The sequence below is a fragment of the Xanthocytophaga agilis genome (assembly GCF_030068605.1).
GTDB lineage: Bacteria > Bacteroidota > Bacteroidia > Cytophagales > 172606-1 > Xanthocytophaga > Xanthocytophaga agilis.
Genome location: NZ_JASJOU010000027.1, coordinates 15,128 through 40,774, shown reverse-complemented (window position 1 = coordinate 40,774; position 25,647 = coordinate 15,128). Strand labels below are relative to the sequence as shown.

General features: G+C 36.5%; 22 protein-coding genes. 15 read left to right on the top strand and 7 right to left on the bottom strand.

The window, feature by feature from the left end:
• Positions 1 to 231 precede the first annotated feature (231 nt).
• The 3 genes from QNI22_RS39005 to clpX all read left to right on the top strand — a co-directional run bounded on the left by QNI22_RS39005 (position 232) and on the right by clpX (position 3,104).
• Positions 232 to 933 (top strand): ClpP family protease, encoded by a 702-nt coding sequence (locus tag QNI22_RS39005; protein WP_314002941.1) that lies wholly within the window; start codon positions 232 to 234, stop codon positions 931 to 933.
• 98 nt (positions 934 to 1,031) lie between these two features.
• Positions 1,032 to 1,643 carry a ClpP family protease gene (locus QNI22_RS39000; RefSeq protein WP_314519910.1) on the top strand — a complete coding sequence of 204 codons (612 nt, stop codon included), beginning with the start codon at positions 1,032 to 1,034 and terminating at the stop codon, positions 1,641 to 1,643.
• A 231-nt stretch (positions 1,644 to 1,874) separates the two neighbouring features.
• Positions 1,875 to 3,104 (top strand): ATP-dependent Clp protease ATP-binding subunit ClpX, encoded by a 1,230-nt coding sequence (gene clpX, locus QNI22_RS38995; protein ID WP_314519909.1) that lies wholly within the window; start codon positions 1,875 to 1,877, stop codon positions 3,102 to 3,104.
• Positions 3,105 to 3,181: 77 nt separating this feature from the next.
• On the opposite strand, the gene QNI22_RS38990 is transcribed toward clpX, so the two are convergent.
• Positions 3,182 to 3,604 (bottom strand): Hpt domain-containing protein, encoded by a 423-nt coding sequence (locus QNI22_RS38990; RefSeq protein ID WP_314519908.1) that lies wholly within the window; start codon positions 3,602 to 3,604, stop codon positions 3,182 to 3,184.
• Positions 3,605 to 4,099: 495 nt separating this feature from the next.
• Between QNI22_RS38990 and QNI22_RS38985 the strand changes: the two genes are divergently transcribed.
• The 5 genes from QNI22_RS38985 to QNI22_RS38965 all read left to right on the top strand — a co-directional run bounded on the left by QNI22_RS38985 (position 4,100) and on the right by QNI22_RS38965 (position 9,451).
• Positions 4,100 to 5,833 (top strand): OmpA family protein, encoded by a 1,734-nt coding sequence (locus QNI22_RS38985; RefSeq protein WP_314519907.1) that lies wholly within the window; start codon positions 4,100 to 4,102, stop codon positions 5,831 to 5,833.
• 228 nt (positions 5,834 to 6,061) lie between these two features.
• Positions 6,062 to 6,856 (top strand): DUF3108 domain-containing protein, encoded by a 795-nt coding sequence (locus QNI22_RS38980; protein ID WP_314519906.1) that lies wholly within the window; start codon positions 6,062 to 6,064, stop codon positions 6,854 to 6,856.
• 50 nt (positions 6,857 to 6,906) lie between these two features.
• The gene (locus QNI22_RS38975; protein WP_314519905.1) at positions 6,907 to 7,416 is read left to right on the top strand and encodes a TlpA family protein disulfide reductase; all 510 of its coding nucleotides are present in this window, start codon (positions 6,907 to 6,909) and stop codon (positions 7,414 to 7,416) included.
• Positions 7,417 to 7,609: 193 nt separating this feature from the next.
• Entirely contained in the window at positions 7,610 to 8,302 is a 693-nt protein-coding gene (locus tag QNI22_RS38970; protein WP_313986686.1) for a response regulator transcription factor, read from the top strand.
• A gap of 108 nt (positions 8,303 to 8,410) precedes the next feature.
• Positions 8,411 to 9,451 (top strand): sensor histidine kinase, encoded by a 1,041-nt coding sequence (locus tag QNI22_RS38965; RefSeq protein WP_313986688.1) that lies wholly within the window; start codon positions 8,411 to 8,413, stop codon positions 9,449 to 9,451.
• 12 nt (positions 9,452 to 9,463) lie between these two features.
• On the opposite strand, the gene QNI22_RS38960 is transcribed toward QNI22_RS38965, so the two are convergent.
• Together QNI22_RS38960 and QNI22_RS38955 are read right to left on the bottom strand one after the other, a co-directional pair.
• Positions 9,464 to 10,240, bottom strand: coding sequence for an acetyltransferase domain-containing protein (locus QNI22_RS38960; RefSeq protein WP_314519904.1), 777 nt, complete (start codon positions 10,238 to 10,240; stop codon positions 9,464 to 9,466).
• Between the two features lie 44 nt (positions 10,241 to 10,284).
• Complete coding sequence (locus tag QNI22_RS38955; protein WP_314519903.1) at positions 10,285 to 10,785, bottom strand: metallophosphoesterase family protein; 501 nt, start codon at positions 10,783 to 10,785, stop codon at positions 10,285 to 10,287.
• A gap of 126 nt (positions 10,786 to 10,911) precedes the next feature.
• Here QNI22_RS38955 and QNI22_RS38950 point away from each other — a divergent pair, with 126 nt between their 5' ends.
• Together QNI22_RS38950 and QNI22_RS38945 are read left to right on the top strand one after the other, a co-directional pair.
• Entirely contained in the window at positions 10,912 to 12,381 is a 1,470-nt protein-coding gene (locus tag QNI22_RS38950) for a PQQ-dependent sugar dehydrogenase (protein ID WP_314519901.1), read from the top strand.
• 715 nt (positions 12,382 to 13,096) lie between these two features.
• The gene (locus QNI22_RS38945) at positions 13,097 to 13,468 is read left to right on the top strand and encodes a T9SS type A sorting domain-containing protein (RefSeq protein WP_314519899.1); all 372 of its coding nucleotides are present in this window, start codon (positions 13,097 to 13,099) and stop codon (positions 13,466 to 13,468) included.
• A gap of 75 nt (positions 13,469 to 13,543) precedes the next feature.
• Here the strand turns inward: QNI22_RS38945 and nth are convergent, their stop codons facing one another.
• The 4 genes from nth to QNI22_RS38925 all read right to left on the bottom strand — a co-directional run bounded on the left by nth (position 13,544) and on the right by QNI22_RS38925 (position 17,840).
• On the bottom strand, positions 13,544 to 14,233 hold the full coding sequence (gene nth / locus QNI22_RS38940) for an endonuclease III (RefSeq protein ID WP_314519896.1): 690 nt from the start codon (positions 14,231 to 14,233) through the stop codon (positions 13,544 to 13,546).
• An 82-nt stretch (positions 14,234 to 14,315) separates the two neighbouring features.
• Positions 14,316 to 16,544 (bottom strand): tetratricopeptide repeat-containing sensor histidine kinase, encoded by a 2,229-nt coding sequence (locus QNI22_RS38935; protein ID WP_314519894.1) that lies wholly within the window; start codon positions 16,542 to 16,544, stop codon positions 14,316 to 14,318.
• A gap of 265 nt (positions 16,545 to 16,809) precedes the next feature.
• Positions 16,810 to 17,046: a hypothetical protein gene (locus QNI22_RS38930; RefSeq protein ID WP_314519892.1), complete on the bottom strand. Its 237-nt coding sequence runs from the start codon at positions 17,044 to 17,046 to the stop codon at positions 16,810 to 16,812.
• 203 nt (positions 17,047 to 17,249) lie between these two features.
• Positions 17,250 to 17,840 carry an RNA polymerase sigma factor gene (locus QNI22_RS38925; protein ID WP_314519891.1) on the bottom strand — a complete coding sequence of 197 codons (591 nt, stop codon included), beginning with the start codon at positions 17,838 to 17,840 and terminating at the stop codon, positions 17,250 to 17,252.
• A 356-nt stretch (positions 17,841 to 18,196) separates the two neighbouring features.
• On the opposite strand from QNI22_RS38925, the gene uvrA reads away from it, so the two are divergent.
• The 5 genes from uvrA to QNI22_RS38900 all read left to right on the top strand — a co-directional run bounded on the left by uvrA (position 18,197) and on the right by QNI22_RS38900 (position 25,204).
• Complete coding sequence (gene uvrA / locus QNI22_RS38920) at positions 18,197 to 21,046, top strand: excinuclease ABC subunit UvrA (protein WP_314519889.1); 2,850 nt, start codon at positions 18,197 to 18,199, stop codon at positions 21,044 to 21,046.
• Between the two features lie 305 nt (positions 21,047 to 21,351).
• Entirely contained in the window at positions 21,352 to 23,412 is a 2,061-nt protein-coding gene (locus QNI22_RS38915; protein WP_314519887.1) for a PAS domain-containing sensor histidine kinase, read from the top strand.
• Between the two features lie 162 nt (positions 23,413 to 23,574).
• A complete protein-coding gene (nuoB, locus tag QNI22_RS38910) occupies positions 23,575 to 24,132 on the top strand; it encodes an NADH-quinone oxidoreductase subunit NuoB (protein ID WP_314519885.1) in 558 nt (185 codons plus the stop codon).
• Complete coding sequence (locus tag QNI22_RS38905) at positions 24,133 to 24,630, top strand: NADH-quinone oxidoreductase subunit C (RefSeq protein WP_314519883.1); 498 nt, start codon at positions 24,133 to 24,135, stop codon at positions 24,628 to 24,630.
• A 64-nt stretch (positions 24,631 to 24,694) separates the two neighbouring features.
• Positions 24,695 to 25,204: a hypothetical protein gene (locus QNI22_RS38900; RefSeq protein ID WP_314002967.1), complete on the top strand. Its 510-nt coding sequence runs from the start codon at positions 24,695 to 24,697 to the stop codon at positions 25,202 to 25,204.
• Positions 25,205 to 25,647 lie beyond the last annotated feature (443 nt).

Genomic DNA, 25,647 nt, shown 5'->3' with positions numbered 1-25,647 from the left:
ATAGCGAATTGTTATATTGGCTAACTATTTTATCGGGCCAAACCTCTACTATAGAGTGTTTTGCCCGATTTTGTTTTAGCAGGTCATTATTTCCTGCATTTATGTCTTTCTTTAATTATTTAGAAAAAGGTACGGTAATTGTAAATGAGAAGAAAGCCCTTTTTGGCAAAGGGCTTTTTTGTTTCGTTATAATTTGTATTTTGCCATCCGCAACTTTTTTTTGATAATCGTATGTTCTACAAAGATTTAAGTAGCGAAGAATTTCGCAAATATGCCGTGAAAGGGCAAAACATCAGCGGTTCAGCGGTTGATGGCTATGTTCATCATGTCGAAAATATGACCCGTGCCGTTATTGAGGAACGTCCTATGAACTTCCGTGAGGTAGATGTTTTTTCGCGTCTCATGGCTGATCGCATTATATTTTTAGGGATGGGGGTTGATGATAACATTGCTAATATAATTATAGCTCAGTTGTTATTTCTGGAATCTGCCGATCCTAAGAAGGATATTCTATTGTATATCAATAGTCCGGGAGGTTCTGTCTATGCAGGTTTGGGTATTTATGATACCATGCAGTACATTCGTCCGGATGTCGCTACTATTAATGTAAGTATTGCTGCTTCCATGGCTGCTGTATTGCTGGCAGGTGGTACGAAAGGCAAGCGTTCCTCTCTGAAACATGCCCGTACGATGATTCACCAACCATCTGGGGTTGCTGGTGGACAAGCTTCTGACATTCAGATCTCTGTGAAGCAACTTGTTGCACTCAGAAATGAATTGTACACTATCCTGGCAAATCATAGTGGTAAGTCTCATGATCAGGTGAAAGCAGATTCTGATCGTGATTACTGGCTTACTTCCAAAGAAGCACTAGACTATGGATTGATTGATGAAATCCTGATTCGTGAAGAGAAAGAAGCCCCATTAAAGTAATAGATAGTTAATCTTAGCTGAGACATACTTAGTAGTTGACAGTAGTCTCTTCTTTTTAATCCCTTAGCTATTTCAACCATTTAACAATTAAAGATAATATGAATCCTTATAGATATGCTGATGAAGAGCCTGAGATGCCAAAACCAGAAGCGTTAGAAAATGTGTTTGGAGATCGGGTTTTTCAGAAAAAATTTTTAGAACAACGTAAAATATTTTTGTGGGGGGTAGTGGATGATGATTCTGCCCGTTATTTAGTAAACCGGTTGTTGTATCTGGATGCTGAAAAGCCAGGTGAAGAAATTACTTTCTATATTAATAGCCCTGGTGGAGTAGTAACATCAGGTATGGTAATCTATGATACCATGAAAATGATTCAGTCGCCTGTATCTACTGTATGTATGGGACTGGCTGCTTCTATGGGATCTATTCTACTTTCCGCAGGTACAAAAGGTCGTAGATTTATCTATCCACATGGAGAAGTAATGATTCACCAGCCTAGCATTGGTGGTTACTTCCAGGCAAAATCCATTGATTTGGAGATTCAAGCACGTCAGATCGAAAAAACAAAACTGATTGGTGCTCAGATTTTGGCGGATAACTGTGGAAAGACTGTAGAGCAGATCATGAAAGATTTTGACCGTGATTACTGGATGGATGCCAATGAGGCATTAGCTTATGGAATAGTTGATAAAGTTGTTGACAAAATATAAGCAAACATAAATTGCTTCTGCATCAATTATATAAAGAACCTGCTTTCTGACTATAGAAGCAGGTTCTTTATTTTGATAGATAAAAAAACGGATGTAAACAAAAATCTGTTTACTTTTGTCTTCGGTTTACCTTTTGCAGAGTAGACAGATAAATATTATTAAATCGAAATTCAATACGCAGTATTTGAAGACAAAATAATTCAGTGCTGCACAAGTTTCTACTATACATTTATGGCTCAGATTAGCTGCTCCTTCTGTGGGCGAAGCAAAAAAGAAGTTTCCCTGATGCTCTCAGGTATAAACGCACATATTTGTGATCGTTGTATTGAACAAGGACATCAGATTATTATTGAAGAAACTCGCCCAAAAGAGAAAAGTACAACTCCCAAGTTGAATCTGATCAAACCTTCCGATATGAAGAAGTTTCTGGATCAGTTCGTTGTAGGGCAGGATGAAGCAAAAAAGGTACTTTCTGTAGCTGTATACAATCACTATAAGCGTTTGATGCAGCCTAAGACTGAGGATGAAGTGCTTATTGAGAAATCAAATATTATCATGGTAGGCGAAACGGGTACAGGAAAAACATACCTTGCCCGCACTATGGCTCGTCTGTTACAAGTGCCTTTCTGTATTGCTGATGCTACTGTAATTACAGAGGCTGGTTATGTTGGAGAAGATGTTGAGACCATTCTGACTCGTTTGTTACAAGCTGCTGATTATGATGTGGAGAAGGCTGAGAGAGGCATTGTATATATTGACGAAATAGATAAAATTGCCCGCAAATCTGATAATCCATCTATTACCCGGGATGTGAGTGGAGAAGGTGTACAACAGGCATTACTTAAGTTACTGGAAGGTTCTTTGGTAAATGTTCCTCCACAGGGTGGCAGAAAGCATCCTGATCAGAAGATGATCCCTGTTAATACAGAACATATTCTTTTCGTTTGTGGTGGGGCATTTGAAGGTATCCAACGTCACATCAGTAAGCGGATTAATACCCGTCCTATTGGATTTAGTGGAGGTGCTGCCTTTGATACAGTACATGAAAATGAAAGCCTGCTGAAGTACGTGACAGCTCAGGATCTTCGTTCATTTGGTTTGATCCCCGAATTACTTGGACGTCTTCCGGTATTAACTTATCTGGAGCCATTGAGTCGGGAAACTTTACGTCAGATTCTAACAGAGCCTAAAAATGCCATTACCAAACAATATCAGAAGTTGTTTGAAATGGAGAATATTCAGCTTACATTCCATAGTGATGCCTTAGATTATATTGTTGATCAGGCTGTAGAATGTAAATTGGGGGCACGTGGATTACGTTCTATCTGCGAAGCTATCATGACAAATCTCATGTTTGATCTACCATCACGTACTGATATTCGTGAATTTGTTGTAGATTATGAATATGCTCGTAGCGAGTTTGAAAAGTCTAAATATATTGCATTGAAAGCTGTTGCCTAAACAATTGCTCAAAACCATATAACTAAAAAAGCCTGGTATACCAGGCTTTTTTAGTTATATGGTTAGTAATACAAAAGTTATCCGACAGGCATATATGCTAATTCTTTGGGTAACTGACTAAGAATTAATGTAAATGTCTGATCTATTCTTTGCCAATAAACTTCAATATCATTGTTCCATTGTTTCTCATTTTTTTTAGCAATCAATTCGATCCAGACCAGTTGATTGTAAGTTTCGTCCATTCCAAACAACTTCAGATTTCCTTTAATGCAGTGTGCCCATCGTGCTATAGCAGATAAGTTATGGTCTTTGACCGCCAGTTCTAATTGCTCCAGTTCTGCAGGTTTACTTTGAAGAAATAAGGTGATAATTTCTCTCAAACTATCAGGGTTATTGCCTACAGTATCTTTAAGCAAGCCTAAGTCATATAGCTTAGTTTCAGGTGTAGGTTCCTGATTTGTAGATAGTCCGGAAAGAAAAGTTTTTATCTTTGTAAGCATCTTCAAAAACTTTTTTCATATTTTATATAAACATAACAACTTTCATATAAAAGTTGAATCAGAGCTTGTTAAGGTAACTTAATGATATTGTAGCATTCTTACAGTTAGGAAAAAAAAAGCGTTTTAAAGAATAGTTTTATGAAAATAACTTACATAAATAATACAAGGCGTATTAATAGTTGAGAGTGATTTTTATACTAAAAAAGAGTTGTAAATAGATATTGGATGAAAAGTTAAGTAGAAACCAGATGAATCATGTCTTAAAAACATACACATGTAACCTCTGAGAAAATAATATGTATACAGACTTTAATCTATATATTTAGCCTTCTAATCGTAACTTGATGGAATAAATCTTGTACAAACCAAAAAAAGAAGTTTAATCCGTGTCTGTGTCTGTAATCTTTGTAACTTCGTGATAATTGAAGTTAAAATCCTATAAATCAGTTTATACCAGCAATGTAACTATCTACTCCACATTTTATTACGAAAAGCATGAAGTCTTCTAAAATTTTCCCTATTCTGCTACTTTTTTTGTCCGCTACTTTTGTATGGGGACAAAAACGTAGTGTTAGCATTGATCCCAAATCATATGAAATTGAAAATTTGGGTGATTCTGTAAACAGTACCTATGATGAGCTGGGTCCAGTAATGACTCCTGATGGACAAACATTATATTTTGCAATTGATGGTCGTCAGGACAATCTTTTTGGAGCCGATGAATCTCAGGAAATCTGGTTTTGTACAAAAAGGCCCGATGGAAAATGGAGCAAAGCTAAGCGGATGCCATTGCCTTTTAATCTCGAACAGTTTAATTCTGTAGAGAGTGTTACACCTGATGGTGGTACATTGATCATTCGGGGTGCATTTAAAAATGGGAAGTACAAAGGACCTGGTTTCTCTGCCTCAAATCGCACAGCTAATGGCTGGTCTGTACCTCAACAACTGGAAATTGAAGGGTTCCAGGAGATGAATAAAGGTGTATTTACCAATGCAGTTCTGGCTAACAACGGTAAATTTTTGATACTGGCTTTTAGTGAGGTCAAAAATAGTGAAGCGAGTGATTTGTATGTTAGTACGTTGAAGGAAGATGGAAAATGGTCCAGACCTCAATCGTTAGGTGCAGATATTAACACCAACGTAAGTGAAGATACGCCTTTTCTCGCTGCAGATGGTAAAACGCTGTATTTCAGTAGTGATCGTCCAGGAGGTTTAGGTGCACATGATATTTACATTGCTCGTAGAGAAGGTGATGGCTGGCAGAAATGGTCTAAGCCTGTTAATATGGGAAGTCCAATCAATACTGAAGAAGCAGACACATACTATACAATGGATGCTACTGGTGAATATGCTTATTTGGTAGCTGATAAAAATAGTAAGGGGGGAAGTGATGTTGTACGTGTAAAGTTGAAAGAAGAATTTCGTCCTGACCCTGTTGTATTAGTATCTGGTAAGGTTTTCAATTCCAAGACACGTCAGCCTCTGGATGCTATGATTAGCTATGAAGTATTGCCTGGTGGTGGCGAGTTAGGGGTTGCTCGTAGTAATGCTACGACAGGTGAATACAAAATCGTATTGCCTTATGGTAAGAGATATGGTTTCCGTGCGAAAGCTCCTGGTTTTATTTCTGTGTCTGATAATATTGACCTCTCTGGATTAAAAGCGGATGCCAGTCAAACTGCTTCCTTAATGGATACTACACTACGGAATGTAAGTGTGCTGGAAAATAAAGAACAATTTGTGGTAGCTGCAACAGGTAATACCAACGATGCGGTACTAAACTCTGATGATACTCCTCTTTTACCTGCAACATCAAAAGATACTACTGTTAGTGTAGGTAAAATTATAAGTCGCGATTTGTATCTGGTGCCAATAGAGAAAAACGTAGTTGTTAGATTAAATAACGTATTCTTCGATTTTGATAAGATTCAGCTAAATGATGCTTCTTATCCAGAGTTGGATCGTGTTGCCGAATTCATGGTTGAGAATCCGGCAATTACGATCGAAATTGCCGGACATACAGATGCTATGGGTACAGATGAATACAATTTGAAGCTTTCAGAAGGTCGAGTTACCAGCGTAAAAGATTATCTTACTTCTCGTAAAGGTCTTGACCCTAGCCGTATTGTGGTTCATGGATATGGGGAATCTGTTCCTCTTGCAGATAACGAGACAGAAGAAGGACGTGCACAAAATCGACGCGTAGAATTTAAAATTATTAAGAATTAATTACCATTTTAGTTTATATTCCTGACACTTTATCAGGTAATTGTAACATTCCCCCCAGTTTTTTGGTATAACAAAAAGCTGGGGGTTTATATTTGCAGAAAAGCCTAGCAAACTGATTTATAGTAAAATACTGTCAAAACTTACGTTTCTGTATAAGTTAGCACGAATTTTGTATTTTTGTTAAGCAGGTTTATGTTTCAACTATGAATAATTATTAAATACCTTGCGATGAAGAAGAACGTTATAATGTTTTCACTTCTTGCCATTATAGGTCTATGTGGTTTTCATATAGTAGATTCTTATCGTATAGTGGAGAATGAAAGCTTTGGCCCCGGAGAGATTTTGGAATACCGTGTACACTATGGATTTATTAATGCAGGAGAGGGAGTAGTGAAGGTAAGTAACCAAATCCATAAGATTAATGATCGTCCCTGCTTTGAGGTGACTGCATACGGTAAATCTGTAGGTGCATTTGATTGGATTGTAAAAATCAGAGATACCTGGAAATCGTATGTAGATACATCTGCATTGATTCCACATAGGTTTCAGACGGACCTTCAGGAAGGAAAATATAAAAAGCAGGAAACTGTATATTTTAATTATGCCGGAAAGACAATTCGTTCAGAAGAGAAGAATGATGTATCCAAAGAGTTTGATATGCCTACCAATATTCAGGATATCATCAGTGGATATTGTTATATGCGGATTATTGATTTTAATACATTACGTATTGGAGATGTAGTCCCTATACCTGCATTTTTTGATGATAAGGTATATGACTTTAAAGTAAAATATAGGGGGAAGGAAGAGATATCAACGAAATATGGAAAAATTCGTTGTATCAAAATAACGCCTGTTATGCCTAAAAATGAGATGTTTGATGGAGAGTCTTCCATTCGTGTCTGGATTACAGATGACAAAAACCGGATTCCTGTAAAAATAGAAGCAGATATGTTTGTAGGTGCTGTAGAAATGGAACTTAAAAGCTATAAAGGCTTAAAACATAAAATAGTTTTTAAATAATACTTTTGTATAAAAATAATCTTTCCCATAGTATAATAACTTCTATAAAAATGACCGCTTTTATAAAATCATTGATGATTGTTGCTGTATTGAGTGGAGTTACAGCATTTACATATCCTACCAGAACTGGAACCCCAGAGGCTGGTCAGAAGGCTCCGGAGATATCTTTGCCTAATCCTCAGGGAAAGGTCATTAAGCTTTCTTCATTAAAAGGCAAAGTAGTATTACTTGACTTTTGGGCTAGTTGGTGTGGGCCTTGCCGACAGTCAAATCCTGATGTCGTGAAACTATATGAAAAGTATAAAGATCAGGGATTTACTGTATATAGTGTTTCTTTAGATCAGAATAAACAAAAGTGGGAACAAGCTATTTCCAAGGATGGATTAACATGGGAAAACCATGTATCCGATTTAAAGTTCTGGTATAGTAAAGCTGCTGAGGACTATGGTATTGAGGCAATTCCTGCTACTTTCCTGATCGACAAAGATGGAGTAATCCTGGATACTGACCTCCATGGAAAGTCTCTTGAGAATGCTGTAAAAAAAGCTTTGCAAAAATAATATTATTTAAAGAATTGCTACATACGAAAACCGGAATGCAGTCGATTATGCCTTCCGGTTTTTTATTATTGTGCTAGTTTATAGCAGGTGAGATTTTTTATCCAAAAAAAGATAGTATTTTTGAGCAGATAATATAAATCTATCTGTCATTACAGGCAATAAGCAGAATCCTCTTACTGTAAACCTAACCTTTATGAGTATCAATCAAACGTACAAAGTACTGATTGTAGATGACGAAGCAGATATTGCAGAATTACTCCAATATAATTTAACCAAAGAGGGATATGAGGTAAAAGTGGCATCTGATGGCAAAAAAGCTATTGAGATTGCAAAAACATTTATCCCTCATCTGATATTGATGGATATTATGATGCCTCATATGGATGGGGTAGAAGCAGGGCGTCGGTTACGTGAAATGTCTGAGCTTAATCATACTTTTATCATATATCTGACTGCACGGGCTGAAGAATATTCTGAAGTAGCAGCTTTTGATGTAGGTGCGGATGATTATATAACCAAGCCTATTAAGCCAAGAGCACTAATGAGCAGGATAAACGCTTTGTTTCGGCGTGAATCCAAGAAAGGGAAACAGGAAGATAAGGTTTCAATTGGTGATCTGACCATTGACCGGAAAAGTTATACTGTTACCAATCGGGGCAATCAGATTACATTGCCAAAGAAAGAATTTGAATTACTTTATTTTCTGGCTCAAAATCCTAACAAAGTGTTTAGCCGGGATGATTTATTGCAAAATATCTGGGGTACGGACGTATATGTCCTGGCTCGTACCGTAGATGTACATATTCGAAAAGTAAGAGAGAAAATCGGAGAAGATCATATTAAAACGGTCAAAGGTGTTGGATATAAGTTTGATCTGACAGAATAGACTGTTTCTTGTTTATCGTTTTATACTTGCTTGAGTTTTGAGATCTTTACGTAATTGTAGTAATGGGTCAGAATCTCTCAGACAACTATTTAACGTAGTTATCGTGTCATGCTTTTTGGTTCTAAAGGAGTTTCTCTTCTTGCAGCATTATTAATTGCCTGCATTACTACTGTTTTTCTAGCTTTTGTTGATAATGTGTCTGAACGTGCTTTAGTTGTTACGTTTAGTCTGTCATTTTTGTCTTCTTTTCTCTTTATTTATGTAGCATTGGAATTTCTTGTATTCAGAGAACTGAATATGATCTATACTATGCTGGATAAAATTAAGCAAAAAGACTTTAAAGTTCCTAAAAAACGCATCTTCCGGGATGCTAATCCTGTCAAGCGACTGAATGAGGAGATTTATACCTATGCTACCCGCAAGCAACAGGAGATAGATGAACTCAAACGAATGGAAGAATACCGCAGAGAATTTGTTGCAAATATTTCGCATGAGCTTAAAACTCCAATCTTCGCTGCCCAAGGATTCATTCATACCTTGCTGGATGGCGCCATTGAGGATGAAAAGGTTCGGGATAAGTTTCTGGAGAAGTCAGCCCGTAGCCTTGATAACCTCAATATTCTGGTGCAGGATCTGCTGACTTTATCCCGCATGGAAAGTGGCGAGATTAAAATGCAGTTTTCGCATTTTGATCTTTATCAGCTTACCAGTGATATCTTTGAGCAACTGGAAGAAACCGCAATAGCAAAGAATATAAAGCTTAAGTTTGATAAGCATCAAATTCCAAAGATGATTGCCTATGCCGATAAGAATCGTATAAGTCAGGTAATGACTAATCTTATTGATAATGCCATCAAATATGGTAATGAAGCTGGAAAAGTGGTTGTTGAAATTGAAAGTGAAAAAGATCAGTTGGTAGTTTCAGTAAGGGATGATGGACCTGGAATTGAACCAGAACACCTCAAACGAATATTTGAGCGGTTTTATCGTGTAGAAAAAAGTCGTTCAAAAGATAGCGGGGGCACAGGATTAGGACTGGCTATCACCAAACATATTGTAGAAGCACACGGTTCTAAGATTACAGTGACAAGTAAGCCAGGTAAAGGAACTCAATTCCGATTTAAGCTTCCCAAAGGAAAAGGTGAGTAACGAAAAGACTGGTTAGAGATACTTAAGCCAGCCATGTGGATGTAATGCTTTAAAGTGCCCATATGCTTTACAAAGAGGATATAGTAATGCTAGCAGACAGAAACCGACCAGATAAACACGCGGAAGTGTGTAGCCAAAATCGTTAGGTAATCCAGTATAACCAGCTAGTAAATGAACATCTGTCCATGTGAATCCCGCAGAGAGAACCGTGAGCCATGACAGTACCTGAACAAAAAATAACATAGTTATAAAAAAGAATAGGGGGGCTTGTCCAAATACAAGCATCACCTTACGAAAATCGTGTTTACGGTTCATATAAACCATATATTTTTCTGCATCCAGCAACAGGTAGTTCTGAAATAAATAGCCTGCACTCCAACCCAGACATAATAATACTAGCAGTATTACTACCCAGAACCAGAATGAGAACTGAACTAAAAAGGTAAATAGAGGAGCGGAGAAGAGAATACTATATAGAGCTAGAATAATAAATGAAGCAATTGCCACATTATATTTTTCTATAGAGAAATGATATTTTTTGAAAAAGAAGATACTCATCCCCAAAACAAAGATTAAAGCTAATGCACCTGCTTCTGCGAGATATCGGGTAATTGTAACAGCAACTGAAATGGTTTGATTTTGTGAAAAGCGAGCAGATTCGTGAAACCAGACAAGAATACAGCCTAGTGTTAATAAAATCAGGGCGATTCCTCTCAGCATATCGACTACAGCAATGCGTCTTGCAATAGTCTCATTGTCTAGAGATAACAATGTGGTTGAACTGGACATAACAATGGTGTTTCATAATTGGTTGAAGCTGGAGGTTTCATTAATTATCTCCCTCTTTTACCTAATTCAATAGCTTCCAGATTAAAAATCTTTTTATTCTCAAGATCAAAACGTAAAATAGTACGAATTGAGTGAAAACCTTCCTGACCAGCTGCTCCCGGGTTCATATAGATGAAATTCCCAAATTGCTGATCCGGCATTACTCTTAATATATGGGAGTGTCCACAAATGAATATATTCGGCGGATTATCCTTCAAAAGCTTTAAAACTTTTGGATTGTATCTGGGAGGGTGTCCTCCGATATGTGTAATCCAAATATCTGAATTTTCGCAAACAAATCTTTGATTTTCAGGATATTTTTGGCGAATTTCTGGTGCATCTATATTTCCGTATACGGCCCTGACAGGCTTAAAGTTTTCAAGTTGGGTTATTACTTCTGGCTCACCTATATCTCCTGCATGCCATATTTCATCGCAATGTTGGAAATAGTCAAAAACCTTTGAGTCCAAAAAGCTGTGTGTATCTGAAATCAATCCAATTTTCATGCAAAAACGTATTTCTGGTATCTTATAGTAAATCTTTTGTCTCAAATGTAAAGAGTTTAAAACAATCAACAGCAGAATGTTTTCATTTAACAAAAAACACTACCTATAAATATAAACTTAGCTCTTATGCGATTAGAACGAATTACTACTGTGATAAATACATTTCTGGGGATTTACTTTCTGAGTGTACCTGTATATGTGGGTGCCCAATCTTCTTTGTTGTTACAGGATGCTTTTCCTAAACTAAGCACCTTCACAAAACCTATTGAAATTACTCATGCTAACGATTTTTCAAATCGGTTGTTTGTGGTAGAACAGGCAGGTATTATTAAAGTATTTCCCAATGATAGCAATGTAACCAGTAGTCAAGTTGTTACCTTTCTGGATATACGTACCCGTATTACTTCCGGAGGGGAAATGGGATTATTAGGGATGGCATTTGATCCCAACTATCGTTACAATGGTTATTTGTATGTAAACTATACTCGTACAGATAAGGGGCAACTCCAGACCGTAATTTCTAGATTTCATGTAAATCCAAATGATCCGAATCTGGCAGATGTCACCAGTGAGAAACTATTATTGGTTTTTAATCAACCTTATTCAAATCATAATGGGGGAAAACTGGCATTTGGAAAGGATGGGTATTTATATATAGCTACAGGAGATGGAGGGAGTGGAGGTGATCCTCAAAATAACGGGCAAAATCTATCTACCGTATTGGGCAAGATATTGCGTATAGATGTAAACCAGATACCTGGAATTGACACATACTCCATACCATCTGATAATCCATTTGTTACCAGAGCTGGTGCCAGGCCGGAAATTTATGCATATGGGTTGCGTAACCCTTGGAAGTTTAGCTTTGATCCAGTTACAGGCTATTTGTGGGCAGGAGATGTCGGGCAAAATGCCCGCGAGGAGATTAACCTTATTACTAAAGGAGGAAATTATGGATGGCGATATCGGGAAGGAAAGGCTTGCTATAACCCTTCTGCCAACTGTCCAACACAAAGTCTGATAGATCCTATCTGGGATTATATACAATCATCTGGTACAGGTCGTTCGGTAACAGGAGGACTTGTATATAGAGGTAGTCTCTTGCCAGCATTATATGGTAAGTATATTTATGGAGATTTTGTAAGTGGCAATATGTGGACATTAACCTATGATACTACAAGCAAAAGAGCAACTAATGAGTTTTTGATGAAAATGAATGGTAATATTTCCGCCTTTGGTGAAGATCAGCATCATGAGTTATATATATGTAGCTATTCTTCGGGGCGTATCCAGAAATTAAAAGATGCATTAGTATTAGCAAATGAACCTGAACTAGCTACTCACATAGATGTATATCCTAATCCTTCTACTTCTCTAGTTCATATTAAACTTAAGTTAGCTCAGAGTGATCGTATTTCTCTGCGATTATACTCCATGCAAGGGAAACTTGTTTATTCTCTCCTTTCTAATGAAAAAGTAACAGCAGGTGAAACTGAACTTACTTTAGATACAAAATCACTCTCTGCAGGAACATATATTTACCAGTTAGAATCGAAGAAAATAAACCAGTCGGGAAGGATTCAGATAATCAAATAGTCCTGTCAAACATAATAATTTGAAGAAGCTGTAACCTGAATATTGATACTGTTGTATTTAAAAAGGTATTGAAAAGATTGGAAAAGTACAAACTATTTTAGCCTTTATCGTGTTATCGGATAAACACAGAGAATTTAGCACTACCAAGTATAGAGATTGGAAAAATTGTGATCTGAATAGTATTTATTTTGCCTGCTGTTGTCTTAGAGATAGAATCTGATAGTCTTATAGAAAGATGACAAACATAGGCTATTACTACTCAAAAGCACAAATTGTATCTTATTCAAATATATAAAGGACTTTAGTTTATTGATAAAATAGTGAAAGATCTGATTCTTTTTATTCAGAGCATGAAACTAAGAGGTTATATTATGTATAGCTTCAATTACTAATATGAAAAAAACAGCAAGCAGTGGTTATTTATGACAGGAAGGGTTTACTAACTAAAGGAATAGAGAGTAAGCCTGACTTTCTCGATAAAGTTTGAATGTGACCTTTCTTAAAGAGATGCTGGAAAAATTGTTAATCCTTGTAGCTTGAGAAAAGACGATTTAGGCAGAATAGTTACGTTAACGCTCCTTTAGAAAAAATAGTATATTATTTTATAAAAAAAGCATCTATATTCGTACATGTCATAAAGCTGGTACAGATTTTGTGATACAAAGTTAAACTTAACCAAGCTATTTTCTATTTTGATTTTTTAATACTATGAACTATGAGACGTTTACTATTACTTTTATTTATATTGAGTGTACAGGTAGGAGTGTTAAGCCATTCGTTTGGGCAAGTAATAGCCGTTAATTCTGTTAAAGAGAAAGATCCGACCTTTACAGTTAAAGCTAATTATCCAAATCCTTTTCAGGAACAGACTACTATTAGTTTTTATATATCACGTCCTCAAGTAGTAAAGATTACACTTTATAGCATTGTGGGAAGTAAAATCACGGGTATCATAGATGAGGCATTTGAGGCTGGAGAGCATGAGGTTGTCTTTAAGAGACCTGATAATTTGCCTGATGGTATTTACATTTATACTGTAGAAGCTGGTACATCAAGCCGTTCTATGCGTATGATTATTCGAAAATAGTCTATTTCTGTTGAATATATTACACAGAAGCGAAAGACCTGTTAGTCTTTCGCTTTTTTATTACCTACACTCTTTTTACAACGATGGATTTTTCTGAATAGTATCTGGCACGCTGGATTGTTTTTTTATGAGCTTTGCGTAAAACAGACAAAAATTGGTAAGTGGACATTCTGGACATTTAGGCTTTCTGGCCACACATATATATCTACCATGTAAAATAAGCCAATGATGCGATTTATAAACCAGGTCTGTAGGAATATATTTGACCAGTTCTTTTTCGACGGCTAGTGGTGTTGATGCTTTCGCACTTACCAAACCCAAACGTTTAGATACACGAAATACATGGGTATCTACTGCTAAAACTGGTTGATTGTAAACGATAGATGCGATTACATGGGCTGTCTTGCGCCCTACGCCTGGCAGACGTTGTAGATCTTCAACTGTTTCTGGTATTTCCCCTCCAAAATCCGAGATAATCATTTTCGCCATACCCAACAAATGTTTTGTCTTATTGTTGGGATAAGAGATGCTTTTGATGTATGGAAATAATTCGTCAAAATGACTATTAGCAAGTGCGAAGGCATTAGGAAAACGTTCAAATAAAGCGGGAGTAATCAGGTTGACTCGTTTGTCTGTACATTGTGCGCTAAGAATTACTGCAACAAGTAATTGATATGGATTGTCAAAGTTTAGCTCTGTTTGTGGATTTTCCGAATGCTCGCTGAAATAAGCTATAAAATGCTGATACCGTTCCTTCTTTGTCATGCTTATATATTTTTACAAATATCCATAAGCTGCAAAAGACGTACAAAAAAATGTAAGAAATATTCCTGCTATTTGTATGAATTTAATTAACAGATAGCCTTGCCGTATTTTTAGGAATTGTAATCGAAAATTGTGTACCTTTACCTGGTTCGCTTTCAACAAAGATCTTTCCGCCATTTTTCTCCACAAACTCTTTACAAAGTACTAACCCTAAGCCGGTACCTTTTTCATTGGCTGTACCTATTGTTGTAAAGCCAATTTGCAGATCGAATAGTTTTTTCAGATTATCTGGAGATATTCCAACCCCTGTATCTATTATCCTGACACCCAGGAGTTTATTGTCTTGGACATCAAAGGACTCAATAGTAATATTACCACCTCTGGGAGTGAATTTTACAGCATTGGATACAATATTTCGTATCACGAAGTCTAGCATATTGGCATCTGCAAATGCTATAGCTTCTGGATTAATTTTAGAGACAATACTTATGGATTTGTTGGCTGTTTCTTCAGTAACCAGGCTTACTGTCTGCTGAATAAGCTCTTGTAAAATAATTGATTGTGGATTAAACTGAATACTTCCCATCTGAGAACGGGACCATTGTAGCAGGTTATTCAGTAAATCTGTTAAGTTCTTAAGTGACTTCTGGGTACTTTTTGTGATAAACTCAATGTCTTCTTGAGTAAAGCTATCATCTGCATCTGATAATGCTGTAAGAAAAGAGCTAAAAGTGGCTAGTGGAGCTCGCAGATCATGAGCAATGATGGAAAAGAACTTATCTTTTGTTTCATTGGTTTTGCGAAGTTCTGCCTCTGATACAATGAGTTTATCATTTAGTGTTTTTAGTGCTTCATTTACTTTCCTTAATTGTCTGTTTTTATGAATGATAGTCTCATTCTGTACTTTTAACTGTCTGTTAGCCCGAAGATGTGAGATATAAAATGCAATAAGTGTAATAATCAGAAATGTGCCGGCAAGGATAATCGCAATCAGATAGTTCTGGACAGTTTTCTGTCTTTCTATCTCCAGATTTTTTAATTCATTCTCATGCTCAATATGTTGTTGATTCTCTTCCAATTCGAAACGGGTCTGGAGTTCTGCGATTTTGCGGAGACTGGCATCATTTTGAATAGAATCCTGCAACTGAGAGTACAACTGATAGTATTCCATAAAAGAATTGGCATTCTTCATTTGGAGATAACTGTCTGCCAGTGCTTTATATGTATCTCGTTTTAATAAGCGGGATTGACTGTTTTTTACCTTGCTTAGTGCTTGATAATGAAAGGAAAGTGCTGTCTTAAAATCCCCATTTAGTGCATTGAACTTGCCTATTTGATTCAGAATAGGGACCATTTCCAGATCATTCTTTAGATTATAATGAACCCGTAAGGCTGCTGTGTAATAGCGGTATGCTTTTGCCTTATCATGGAGTCCCTGATACGTATTACCCATATGAATATAGGTAGTAGCGGTTTGTTTTGCACTGTTGAGCTGTTCACTGATAGTAAGAGCTTCTCTGAAATATAATAATGATTCCTGAAAGCGATCCTGGCGTAAATATACCTTACCAATATTATCCAGTGCGAATGCAATGCCTCTTTGATTTCCTGTCTGGCGACTAATACGTAGAGATTCCAGGTAATTATGAAGGGCTTTACGCAGGCTACTTTGATTATAATAAAAATCACCTAAAGAGTTAAGTGACTTGGCAATTTCATTGGGATCATTTAATTCTTTTCGAATACGTAGAGATTGTAATGCATATTCTAACGCTTTCTCCGGGACTCCCTGATTCGCATATATATAACTAATGGTATTCTGTGTGTTGGCAATAGCACGCAGGTTATAAAGCTTTTTGTGAAGGGGCAATGTTTGATGCAAATAGTGAAGTGCTTTCTGGTAGTCTCCTTTAAAATAATAAACTACACCAATCTTTGTTAATGAAGTCGCTATAATTTCTGTTTCGGAGATAGTATAGCCAATCTTTAATGCTTGCTGAAATTGTTCATTGGCCTTATCATACTCACCATTATTCAAATAATACTCTCCAATATTATTGAAAGCTTTGGCTTGACCTTGTATATAGTTGGCTGTCTGAGCATGGGTTAAGGCAAGCTGTCCATATTTTAAGGCTTGCAAAGGAATACGAACAGAATAAACTTCTGCGAGATGGTTGAGAAAATTTACTTTCTCAACATCTGGCAATTTTTGTAAATGGGCTTCTAGTGTGTCTTCTCCCTGTGCTTTGGATTGAGCACTGACAAGACAAGCAATAAGGTATATGATTAAAAACTTTATTAATTTTGTCATTAAATCAAGAAATAACTTTCACATCAGCAAAGCAGATGTGCAGTTCAATTCTAAACATTTTTTGTACAGCTGGCTTTTTTTGTTATTTATCTCCCTAATCTATAGAAAGTAACCGACTTTTTATGAAAGAGTTATTGCTAAGAGAGTTCTTGTACTTTTTATATAATGCTGGATGCTAAACTAGTAGAATTATAGCTGTAATAAAAGAAAAAAGGTTAGATCGGAGTACATTCTGATCTAACCTTTCTAATGCTTCTATATAAAATTATACTTGACAAGCTGTATAATTACGGGAAAACTCCAGAATTTTATTTACGGTTTTATCAGATGGTTCTGCAAGAGCTAGTTGGTTAAGCATCTCCTGAGCCTGTTGTAACTCTTTGTATAATGCATTAAATTCTTTGTCTGTTGAGATGAGTGCTGCTATACATTGTTTTTCTGTTTCAGGTAAGTCTTCATATATATACCTGATAATGTCGTTAGAAGTAAAAGTTTTGGTCATAATTATTTTTTAAGTTTCTAAAGTGAGAGGATAGAAGAGTAAAAGGAAGATATTTGTTAGAATAACGCGTGATACATTCTTAAAATTGTATATACGATATATTAAAAAAAAGTAAAAGGCTACCTTGGCTTTTATTTAGCCAGATAGCCTTTTTATAAAATTCGTATTATTTCTAAAACTACTAGTCTTAACTTAGACAGCTTCTAGTTTGATACGTATCTATTCTGATCTGTTGTTGTCATCTGTTTTCTCAGATTAATCAATGCATAACGCATACGACCTAGTGCAGTATTAATACTTACTCCTGTAGCATCTGCTATCTCCTGAAAGCTCATATCATTATAATGACGCATAATCAGGACTTCTTTTTGTACGCTAGGGAGGTTATCAATCATATCCCGCAATCGATTATAAGTTTCCTGACGAATCTGAATCGATTCTGCTGAATCCTCAGAGAATTCAAGTGTATCAAACACATTACTGCCATCCTCCATTACTATAGTTGGATAACGCTTCTCCCGACGGAAATAATCGATAGCAAGATTGTGCGCTATACGCAAAAGCCAAGGTAAGAATTTACCCTCTTCATTATAGCGACCTGATTTAATTGTAGTTACTGCTTTGATAAAGGTATCCTGTAATAGATCTTCAGCTGTGTAAGAATCTTTAACAATTAGATAAATTGCAGTATAGACCTTTGATTTATAACGTTTGACAAGGAGTTCAAAGGCTTTCTCATTGCCATTTTTGTAAAGAGTGACAAGAACGCTGTCGTTCAACAAACTTTGGTTCATATAGCGAAACATTTAGGACGTTTGCGTATAAGTCTACCATAGACAGCGGAATGTGGGTTTTAGTGAGAGATTTTTTTTAAATTGGAATTAATCAAAAGTACATAGTGGATACGTATTTTGCAAGCTGTTTATCGAACTGAGTAATATTTTTTTTCTTTTTGTATAAAAAAAAAGAAAATGAACCTGTTGTCAGTGAAAATGTTGAAAATCTGTGTGTCTACTAAACTTTTTTGTGTAAAATCAGCTTTCATTATAATACCCTGATACTATTTTTGAAAAGTATAAATATAAGCTAAGGCTATATTTATGAACCTGTCAGCGTTTGATCGGTTCTTTATAAATGTAAGTGTTTGACTATGAGTAATAAATCTATGGTTTCCAAAGCAACAACCTTGCCAGGTATAAGTGATCTTGATCCAAGAGAATACATAATTATTAAGGGTGCACGTGTTAACAATCTTAAAAATCTTAGTGTTGCTATTCCTCGGAATAAGTTGGTTGTCATTACTGGCTTATCTGGTTCTGGTAAATCCTCTCTGGCATTTGATACGTTGTTTGCCGAAGGTCAACGGATGTATGTGGAAAGTCTGGGAAGTTATGCCCGCCAGTTTTTAGGAAGAATGGAAAAACCCGAGGTCGAATATATAAAAGGTGTTTCTCCTGCTATTGCTATTGAGCAGAAAGTTAACACCCGCAATCCACGTTCTACAGTAGGTACCACCACAGAAATTTATGATTATTTAAAATTATTGTTTTCACGAATTGGGAAAACTTATTCTCCTGTTTCAGGTCAGGAGGTACGCCGGGATACTGTTACAGATGTAATAGATTATCTGTACAGTTTTGAAGATGGGCAACGATTTCTTGTATTAGCTCCGCTGAAACCTCATACTGAACGTAAATTACTGGATGAGTTGAATATATTATTGCAAAAAGGATTTACACGTATTCAATGGAATGATGAACTTCTTTTTATTGAGGAGATTATTAGTGATACAAAACGGTTAAGTGAAATTGATAAGAAAGTAAAACAAAAACATTCACAAGTATTTATATTGATAGATCGGAACAGTGTTCGACATAATGATGAAGATAATGAGTTCCGTATATCAGATTCTATACAAACTGCTTTCTTTGAAGGTGATGGTGAGTGTATGGTGCAGGTTGTTGATAAGGAAAGTAAACTATTCTCTGATCGTTTTGAATTGGATGGTATTACCTTTGAAGAGCCAAGCGTTAACTTCTTTAGTTTTAATAACCCATATGGAGCCTGTCGCACCTGTGAAGGGTTTGGTACTGTGCTTGGCCTTGATCCGGATCTGATCATTCCAGATAAGACACTTTCTGTGTATGAAGGGGCTATTGCTCCATGGCGTACAGAAAAAATGAGTGAGTGGTTGACTCCCCTTATTAAAAATGGAATACGTTTTGATTTTCCTATTCATCGTCCGTATGAAGATCTCTCGGAAGAGCAAAAGACATTATTATGGAAAGGAAATGAATATTTTAAAGGGATTGATGAGTTTTTTCGCTATGTAGAAGGAGAAACCTATAAAATTCAATATAGAGTTTTGCTATCCAGGTATCGTGGAAGGACTGTGTGTCCCGACTGTCGTGGAAGCCGTATCCGGAAAGATGCAGGCTATGTAAAGATTGGCGGAAAGTCTATTATTGATCTGGTATTAATGCCCGTTACACAGGTTACAAGATTTTTTGATGAAACCGAATTGAGTGAGTATGAACAAAAAGTGTCCGGACGTATTATTACGGAGATACGTAATCGTCTGAGCTATCTGGATAAAGTGGGTTTGGGGTACCTTACTATGAATCGAATCTCTTCTACTTTGTCAGGTGGAGAATATCAGCGGATTAAACTGGCAACATCATTAGGTAGTGCGTTAGTTGGTTCTATGTATATTCTGGATGAGCCTAGTATTGGACTGCATCCACGAGATACACAAAAGCTGATAAGTGTACTAAAAATGCTTCGGGACCTAGGAAATACTGTGATTGTAGTAGAACATGAAGAAGAGGTGTTACGAGCTGCTGATCAGATTATTGATATAGGGCCTGATGCAGGTGCACATGGTGGTGAACTAATCTTTCAGGGTAGTCTGGAAGATGTAGACTCCGCAGATACGTACACAACACGTTATTTGAATGGAACAGATGAAGTGCCTGTACCTAAACGTCGCCGTCAGTGGACAGATGCCATTGAAATTAAAGGGGCAAGAGAAAATAATCTCAAAAATGTCAATGTAAAAATTCCTCTGGGGATATTAACGGCTATTACAGGTGTAAGTGGTTCCGGAAAATCAACATTGGTAAAAAAGATAGTATATCCGGCTTTGGCAAAACATCTTGGCCTACATAATGAAGAATCTGCCAGGTATGAGTCAATTAGTGGTAGCTTGTCTCTATTAACTGCAGTTGAATTTGTAGATCAGAACCCCATAGGAAAGTCATCACGATCCAATCCTGTTACTTACATTAAAGCGTATGACCATATTCGTCAGCTAATGGCTGACCAATCTTTAGCCAAAACCCGTGGGTATACAGCAGGACACTTTTCCTTTAATATAGATGGAGGACGATGTGAGGCATGTCAGGGAGAGGGACATGTAACTATTGAGATGCAATTTATGGCAGATATTCACCTGACCTGCGAGAGTTGTCATGGTAAACGTTTTAAGCAGGAAGTGCTGGAAGTGACATATAAGGATAAGAATATTGCTGATATACTGGATATGACTGTTGATGAAGCTGTTGAGTTCTTTCAAGGTGTTCCGAAAGTTGCGGATAGATTAAAGCCTTTACAAGACGTTGGTTTGGGATATGTACGTTTAGGACAATCATCAGATACACTTTCCGGAGGGGAGGCACAACGGGTAAAACTAGCTTCTTTCCTTGGAAAGGGAAATGCACACCAAGGAAAAACATTGTTCATTTTTGATGAACCTACTACAGGGTTACATTTTCACGATATCAAAAAGTTATTGAATGCAATTAATGCTTTGGTAGAACAAGGTGATAGTGTTGTTCTGATAGAACATAATACTGAGATAATAAAATCTGCAGACTGGGTAATAGATCTGGGGCCAGAAGGAGGAGATAAAGGTGGTTATCTGGTTTTTGAAGGTGTTCCTGAGGAGTTGATTAGGGAAGAAAAAAGTTATACAGGACAGTTTCTTAGAGGGAAATTATAGCATTTTCTGATAGTAGTTTTTGAAAGACTTTGGTGTGTAAACATCAAAGTCTTTTTATTTGTATAAACTCTGCTAAAAATAGGAACATACAATAGTATAAGAAGCATGTAATATCTTTGCTGAATAAGCAAAAAACGCAAATAAAACTAAAGTATTTCTAATGCGTATAAAGGAGATAATTGTACCTGTGACAATAATTTTTGCAGTAAAGCGTTGTTTTTAATAAATTTGTTTGTAAAATTACAACGTAAGTTAAGAAAGTCTTTTGCATATTTTTCAAAGCGATTTCTGCTTGCTCTTCTTTAATGCTAGAAACCATTTATAAACTATTCTTTTCGTCGTCCGAAACGACAAGGAATGCTTCGTTAACCGTTCGAAACTTTATACTTGTAAGCCAATTATTCTATCACTTGCTGGGCCTTGTGATATTTGGTACCTTATTGCGCGAAGTAAACTTTCCCAAGAATATTTACATAATTGTTTTATTACTGGCTTACCTGGGAGCTTATACGCTTGTATTTCGTATTAACAAACAGGATAAAACAGAGACTGCAAAATATATTTTCTATATTATTACGAATATTTTCTTATTTGTTTTTTCCTCTGCTCTGGGTAATAAAGCAGGTATCTACTTATTATATTTTCCTCTGATTACCAGTACTCTGGTAATTTATGGCTTTCATGATAAGGAAAAAATTATATTAATGACTGCCTTGTCATTTGCTTTTTTAGGACTTCTGGATTTTACAGAACACCGATTATGGCTATTCCCTATTTCTGCTGAAACCCAACATTCATTCTATGCAGCAAATTTTATTCTTTCAGTAGGGGTTATCGGATTCTGTATCATTTACCTGATTAGTGTATTGTATCATACAGAAACACGTTTAAGGGAATCGGAAAGCAATCTAAGTAGCATACTGGCTTCGTTAAATGAGGTAGTATGGGCTGCTACTTTGCCAGATGGAGACATTCTTTATATCAATGCTGCTGCAGAGCATGTATTTGCCTTTTCACAGCCAAGTTTCTATGAAAACAGAAATTATTGGTCTCATATAGTATTGCCTGACGATCGGTCTGATTATGAGGCTTTTGAAGCTGAAGTTCATAAGAAAGGATCTGATGAAATAGAATATAGAGTAGTTCGTAAAAATGGAGAGCTCAGATGGTTGCGTGACCGCTGCAAAATAGTATGGGATGAAGATGGAAAACCTTTGCGAATGGAAGGAATTACCACAGATATCACAGAACATAAGCTTGCGGAGGAAAAAGTAAAACAACAGAATGAACAGTTACGGGGAATTCTGGAAAGTACTCAGAGTAGTATTTTTGCATTGGATACAGATTATAACTATCTCATCTATAACTCTACACATAAGGAGTTGATGCAAAAAGCATACGGTGCAAAAGTAACCAAAGGTGTAAATGTAATTGAAGATCATTTACTAGGTTTGGATACAGATAAAATAGTAAATCACCTACAACAGGCTTTTCAGGGAAAACAGTTTATGGTGGTGGAAGAGCTGGGAGAATCTAATCTGCATCGTACATGGTATGAAACTGTTTATAACCCTATTCAGAATGAGTTTGGCAAAGTAACAGGGGTTGCTGTGTTTTCTAGAGATATTACAGAACGGAAACGAGCTGAAAATGAGTTAATACGTACAAATTTTGAACTGGATACCTTTGTATATAGGGCTTCTCATGATATGAGAGCTCCTTTGAGGTCTGTATTGGGTCTGGTAAATCTTATCAAAATTGAAACAGACGAAAAACAAAAAACGGAATATCTGAAGCTGATTGAGAAAAGCGTAGACCGCCTGGATGCATTTTTCTCTGATATATTGAGTTTTTCACGTAATAGCAGATTGGATATTGTAAAAGAGCAGGTTGATTTTAATAAGCTTACTAAAGAGTGCTGGAGCAGTCTGCAATACCTGGAAAATGCGTCTGAAATTAGATTGATAAAAGATATACGTGTACCAGAGCCTTTTTATTCAGATTCTTCTCGAATTGAAATTATACTGCTAAATCTGTTTTCCAATGCTATTAAGTATCAGAAAGCATGTGCTGGTGCCAGAGTTCGAATATCTATTAAGGCAGATAATAGAATTGCTAAAATTGTAGTTGAAGATAATGGGAAGGGTATAGAGGAACAATACATAGACAAAATATTTGATATGTTTTTCCGGGCTTCTCTCGGAACGCATGGGTCCGGATTGGGCTTGTATATAACTAAACAGGTTGTAGAAAAACTAGGTGGTAGCATTAATGTTCAGTCTGAACACGGTGTAGGAACTCAGTTTGTCATTACTATTCCCAGTTATGTTCCTACTCCTGTTGAAATAATGACTCCCCAGAATTAAAAAATATAAATCAGATAGCCCCTGTTCTTATAAACCTAGTATCTTTGGCAGTAAAGTATCTTACTCAACTAGAATATGAGAGTAAGAGCTTCATTGATAAATGATAATACTTAGTCTATATCTTCGTTGTATGTCTGGTGCTTCGGGGAGATAAATAATAATATGGGATTATTAGATCAACAATTTGAATCGGGTGGCGTGATTGTCACCAAAGTAGATGATTTATTAAACTGGGCTCGTTTATCCTCATTATGGCCTATGGGATTTGGTTTGGCTTGTTGTGCTATTGAGATGATGGGATCATTTGCTTCCGGATATGATCTCGATCGTCTGGGATTATTCCCTCGTCCTTCTCCTCGCCAATCTGATGTAATGATTATCTCCGGGACAGTTACATTTAAGATGGCTGATCGCATTCGTCGGTTATATGAGCAGATGCCTGAACCCCGTTATGTTATCTCAATGGGTAGCTGTTCAAATTGTGGTGGTCCTTACTGGCAACATGGTTATCATGTGGTGAAAGGAGTAGATCGGATTATTCCAGTAGATGTATATGTACCGGGTTGTCCGCCAAGACCCGAAGCACTGATTGGAGGTATTCTGAAATTGCAGGAAAAGATTCGGAAAGAATCATTAATCGCACCTCATAAGTTATTGCAGATGCTGGAAGAGGATAAGGAGAAAGAATCTCAGTCACTAATTACTTCACAGAACAGTTAAATGACGTTTTCTGAACTTAAAGATTTACTGATTCAACAGTTTGGAGAAACAGTAATTGTTGCTGAGAATATACAAACTCTACAGTCCAGCATTACAGTCCCTGTTGAACGTATTGCAGATATCTGTCAATTTTTATATGGGCATTCTCAAACATACTTCGATTTTTTAGAATGTCTTACTGCTTTGGATAACGGGCCGGATTTAGGGACAATGGAGATAATTTACCATTTGTATTCTATTCCCTATGAGCATTCATTAGTGGTAAAGATCCTGTTTTCCCGCACTAACAAAGATGCTTTGCCTAAAGTGCCAACAGTTAGTCATATATGGCGCACTGCCAACTGGCATGAAAGAGAAGCATTTGATCTTATGGGGATACAGTTTGTCGGACATCCGGATTTGCGTCGTATTCTATTACCTGCTGATTGGGAAGGTTTTCCTTTAAGAAAGGATTACACTGAACAGGAAACCTATCATGGGATTAAAGTAAAGTATTAAAAGTGGTGCAACTTATCTGTTGTTTTCCCGTTTGAAGAATGGTATAACACAACTTCCGTTTTTCATGAAAAAAGTTCTTTTTTCTGTCATTTTTGCTGCCTTATCTATTGCAGTACATGCACAGACATTTCCTACCCTTAAAGGAACAACTCTGGATGACAAATCAATCATTCTTCCACAAGCAGTAGCTGGGAAATATTCCATTCTGATACTTACCTATTCAGCCAAAGCATCAGAACAAATAGCACCTTGGTTTGATAATCTGTATGATTATTTTATTATGGACCCTGATTATGATATGAATCTGTATGTGGTTCCTATGATTACGGGAGCAAAATCCTTAATTGCAGGAAAAATTGAGAAACAGTTAAAGAAAAGTGTACAGCAGGGGTATCAGAAACACTTCGTTCTGTATCAGGGTGATATTGAGGATTACAAGAAAACTCTACGACTTGATAATAAAGACGTACCTTATGTATTTCTATTGGATAAGAGTGGTAAGATTGTTTATCAGGCTGCCGGACAATATTCAGATGCTTATCTTGATAAAATAGAAGATAAGCTGCCGGAATAAGTTGTGGCTTTCTTCTTAGAGTTATGAATCTGAGTCATTCCAAATCTTCTCTATTAAGACGTCACTTCTTAATAGAGAAGATTTTTTTGTTTGCGCATAGTTTACAGCAACAACTTTTTCGCATGCAAAGTTGTTGGTCTGTTCCATGCACAGCTTGCATTTTTTACATCATTTTTTATTTTGATCACTTTCTCCGGGACCCATAATTCACCACAAGTAGTTGGCTATTGTGAATTATGGGTATTAATCTCTCTTACCACGAATTTGGCGCAAGAGTATGGTGTGCCGTAAATCCAGTCTATGTGGCTCATGCAGACTAGTCTCTATCTATAATTCGGAATGAATCATGTTTTTTATTAAAAACATAATCCTATACATTTGTATGGATAGATAACAAAGAATTCAATTCCTGATTTAAGGTGAGTCAAACCATTCAACATATA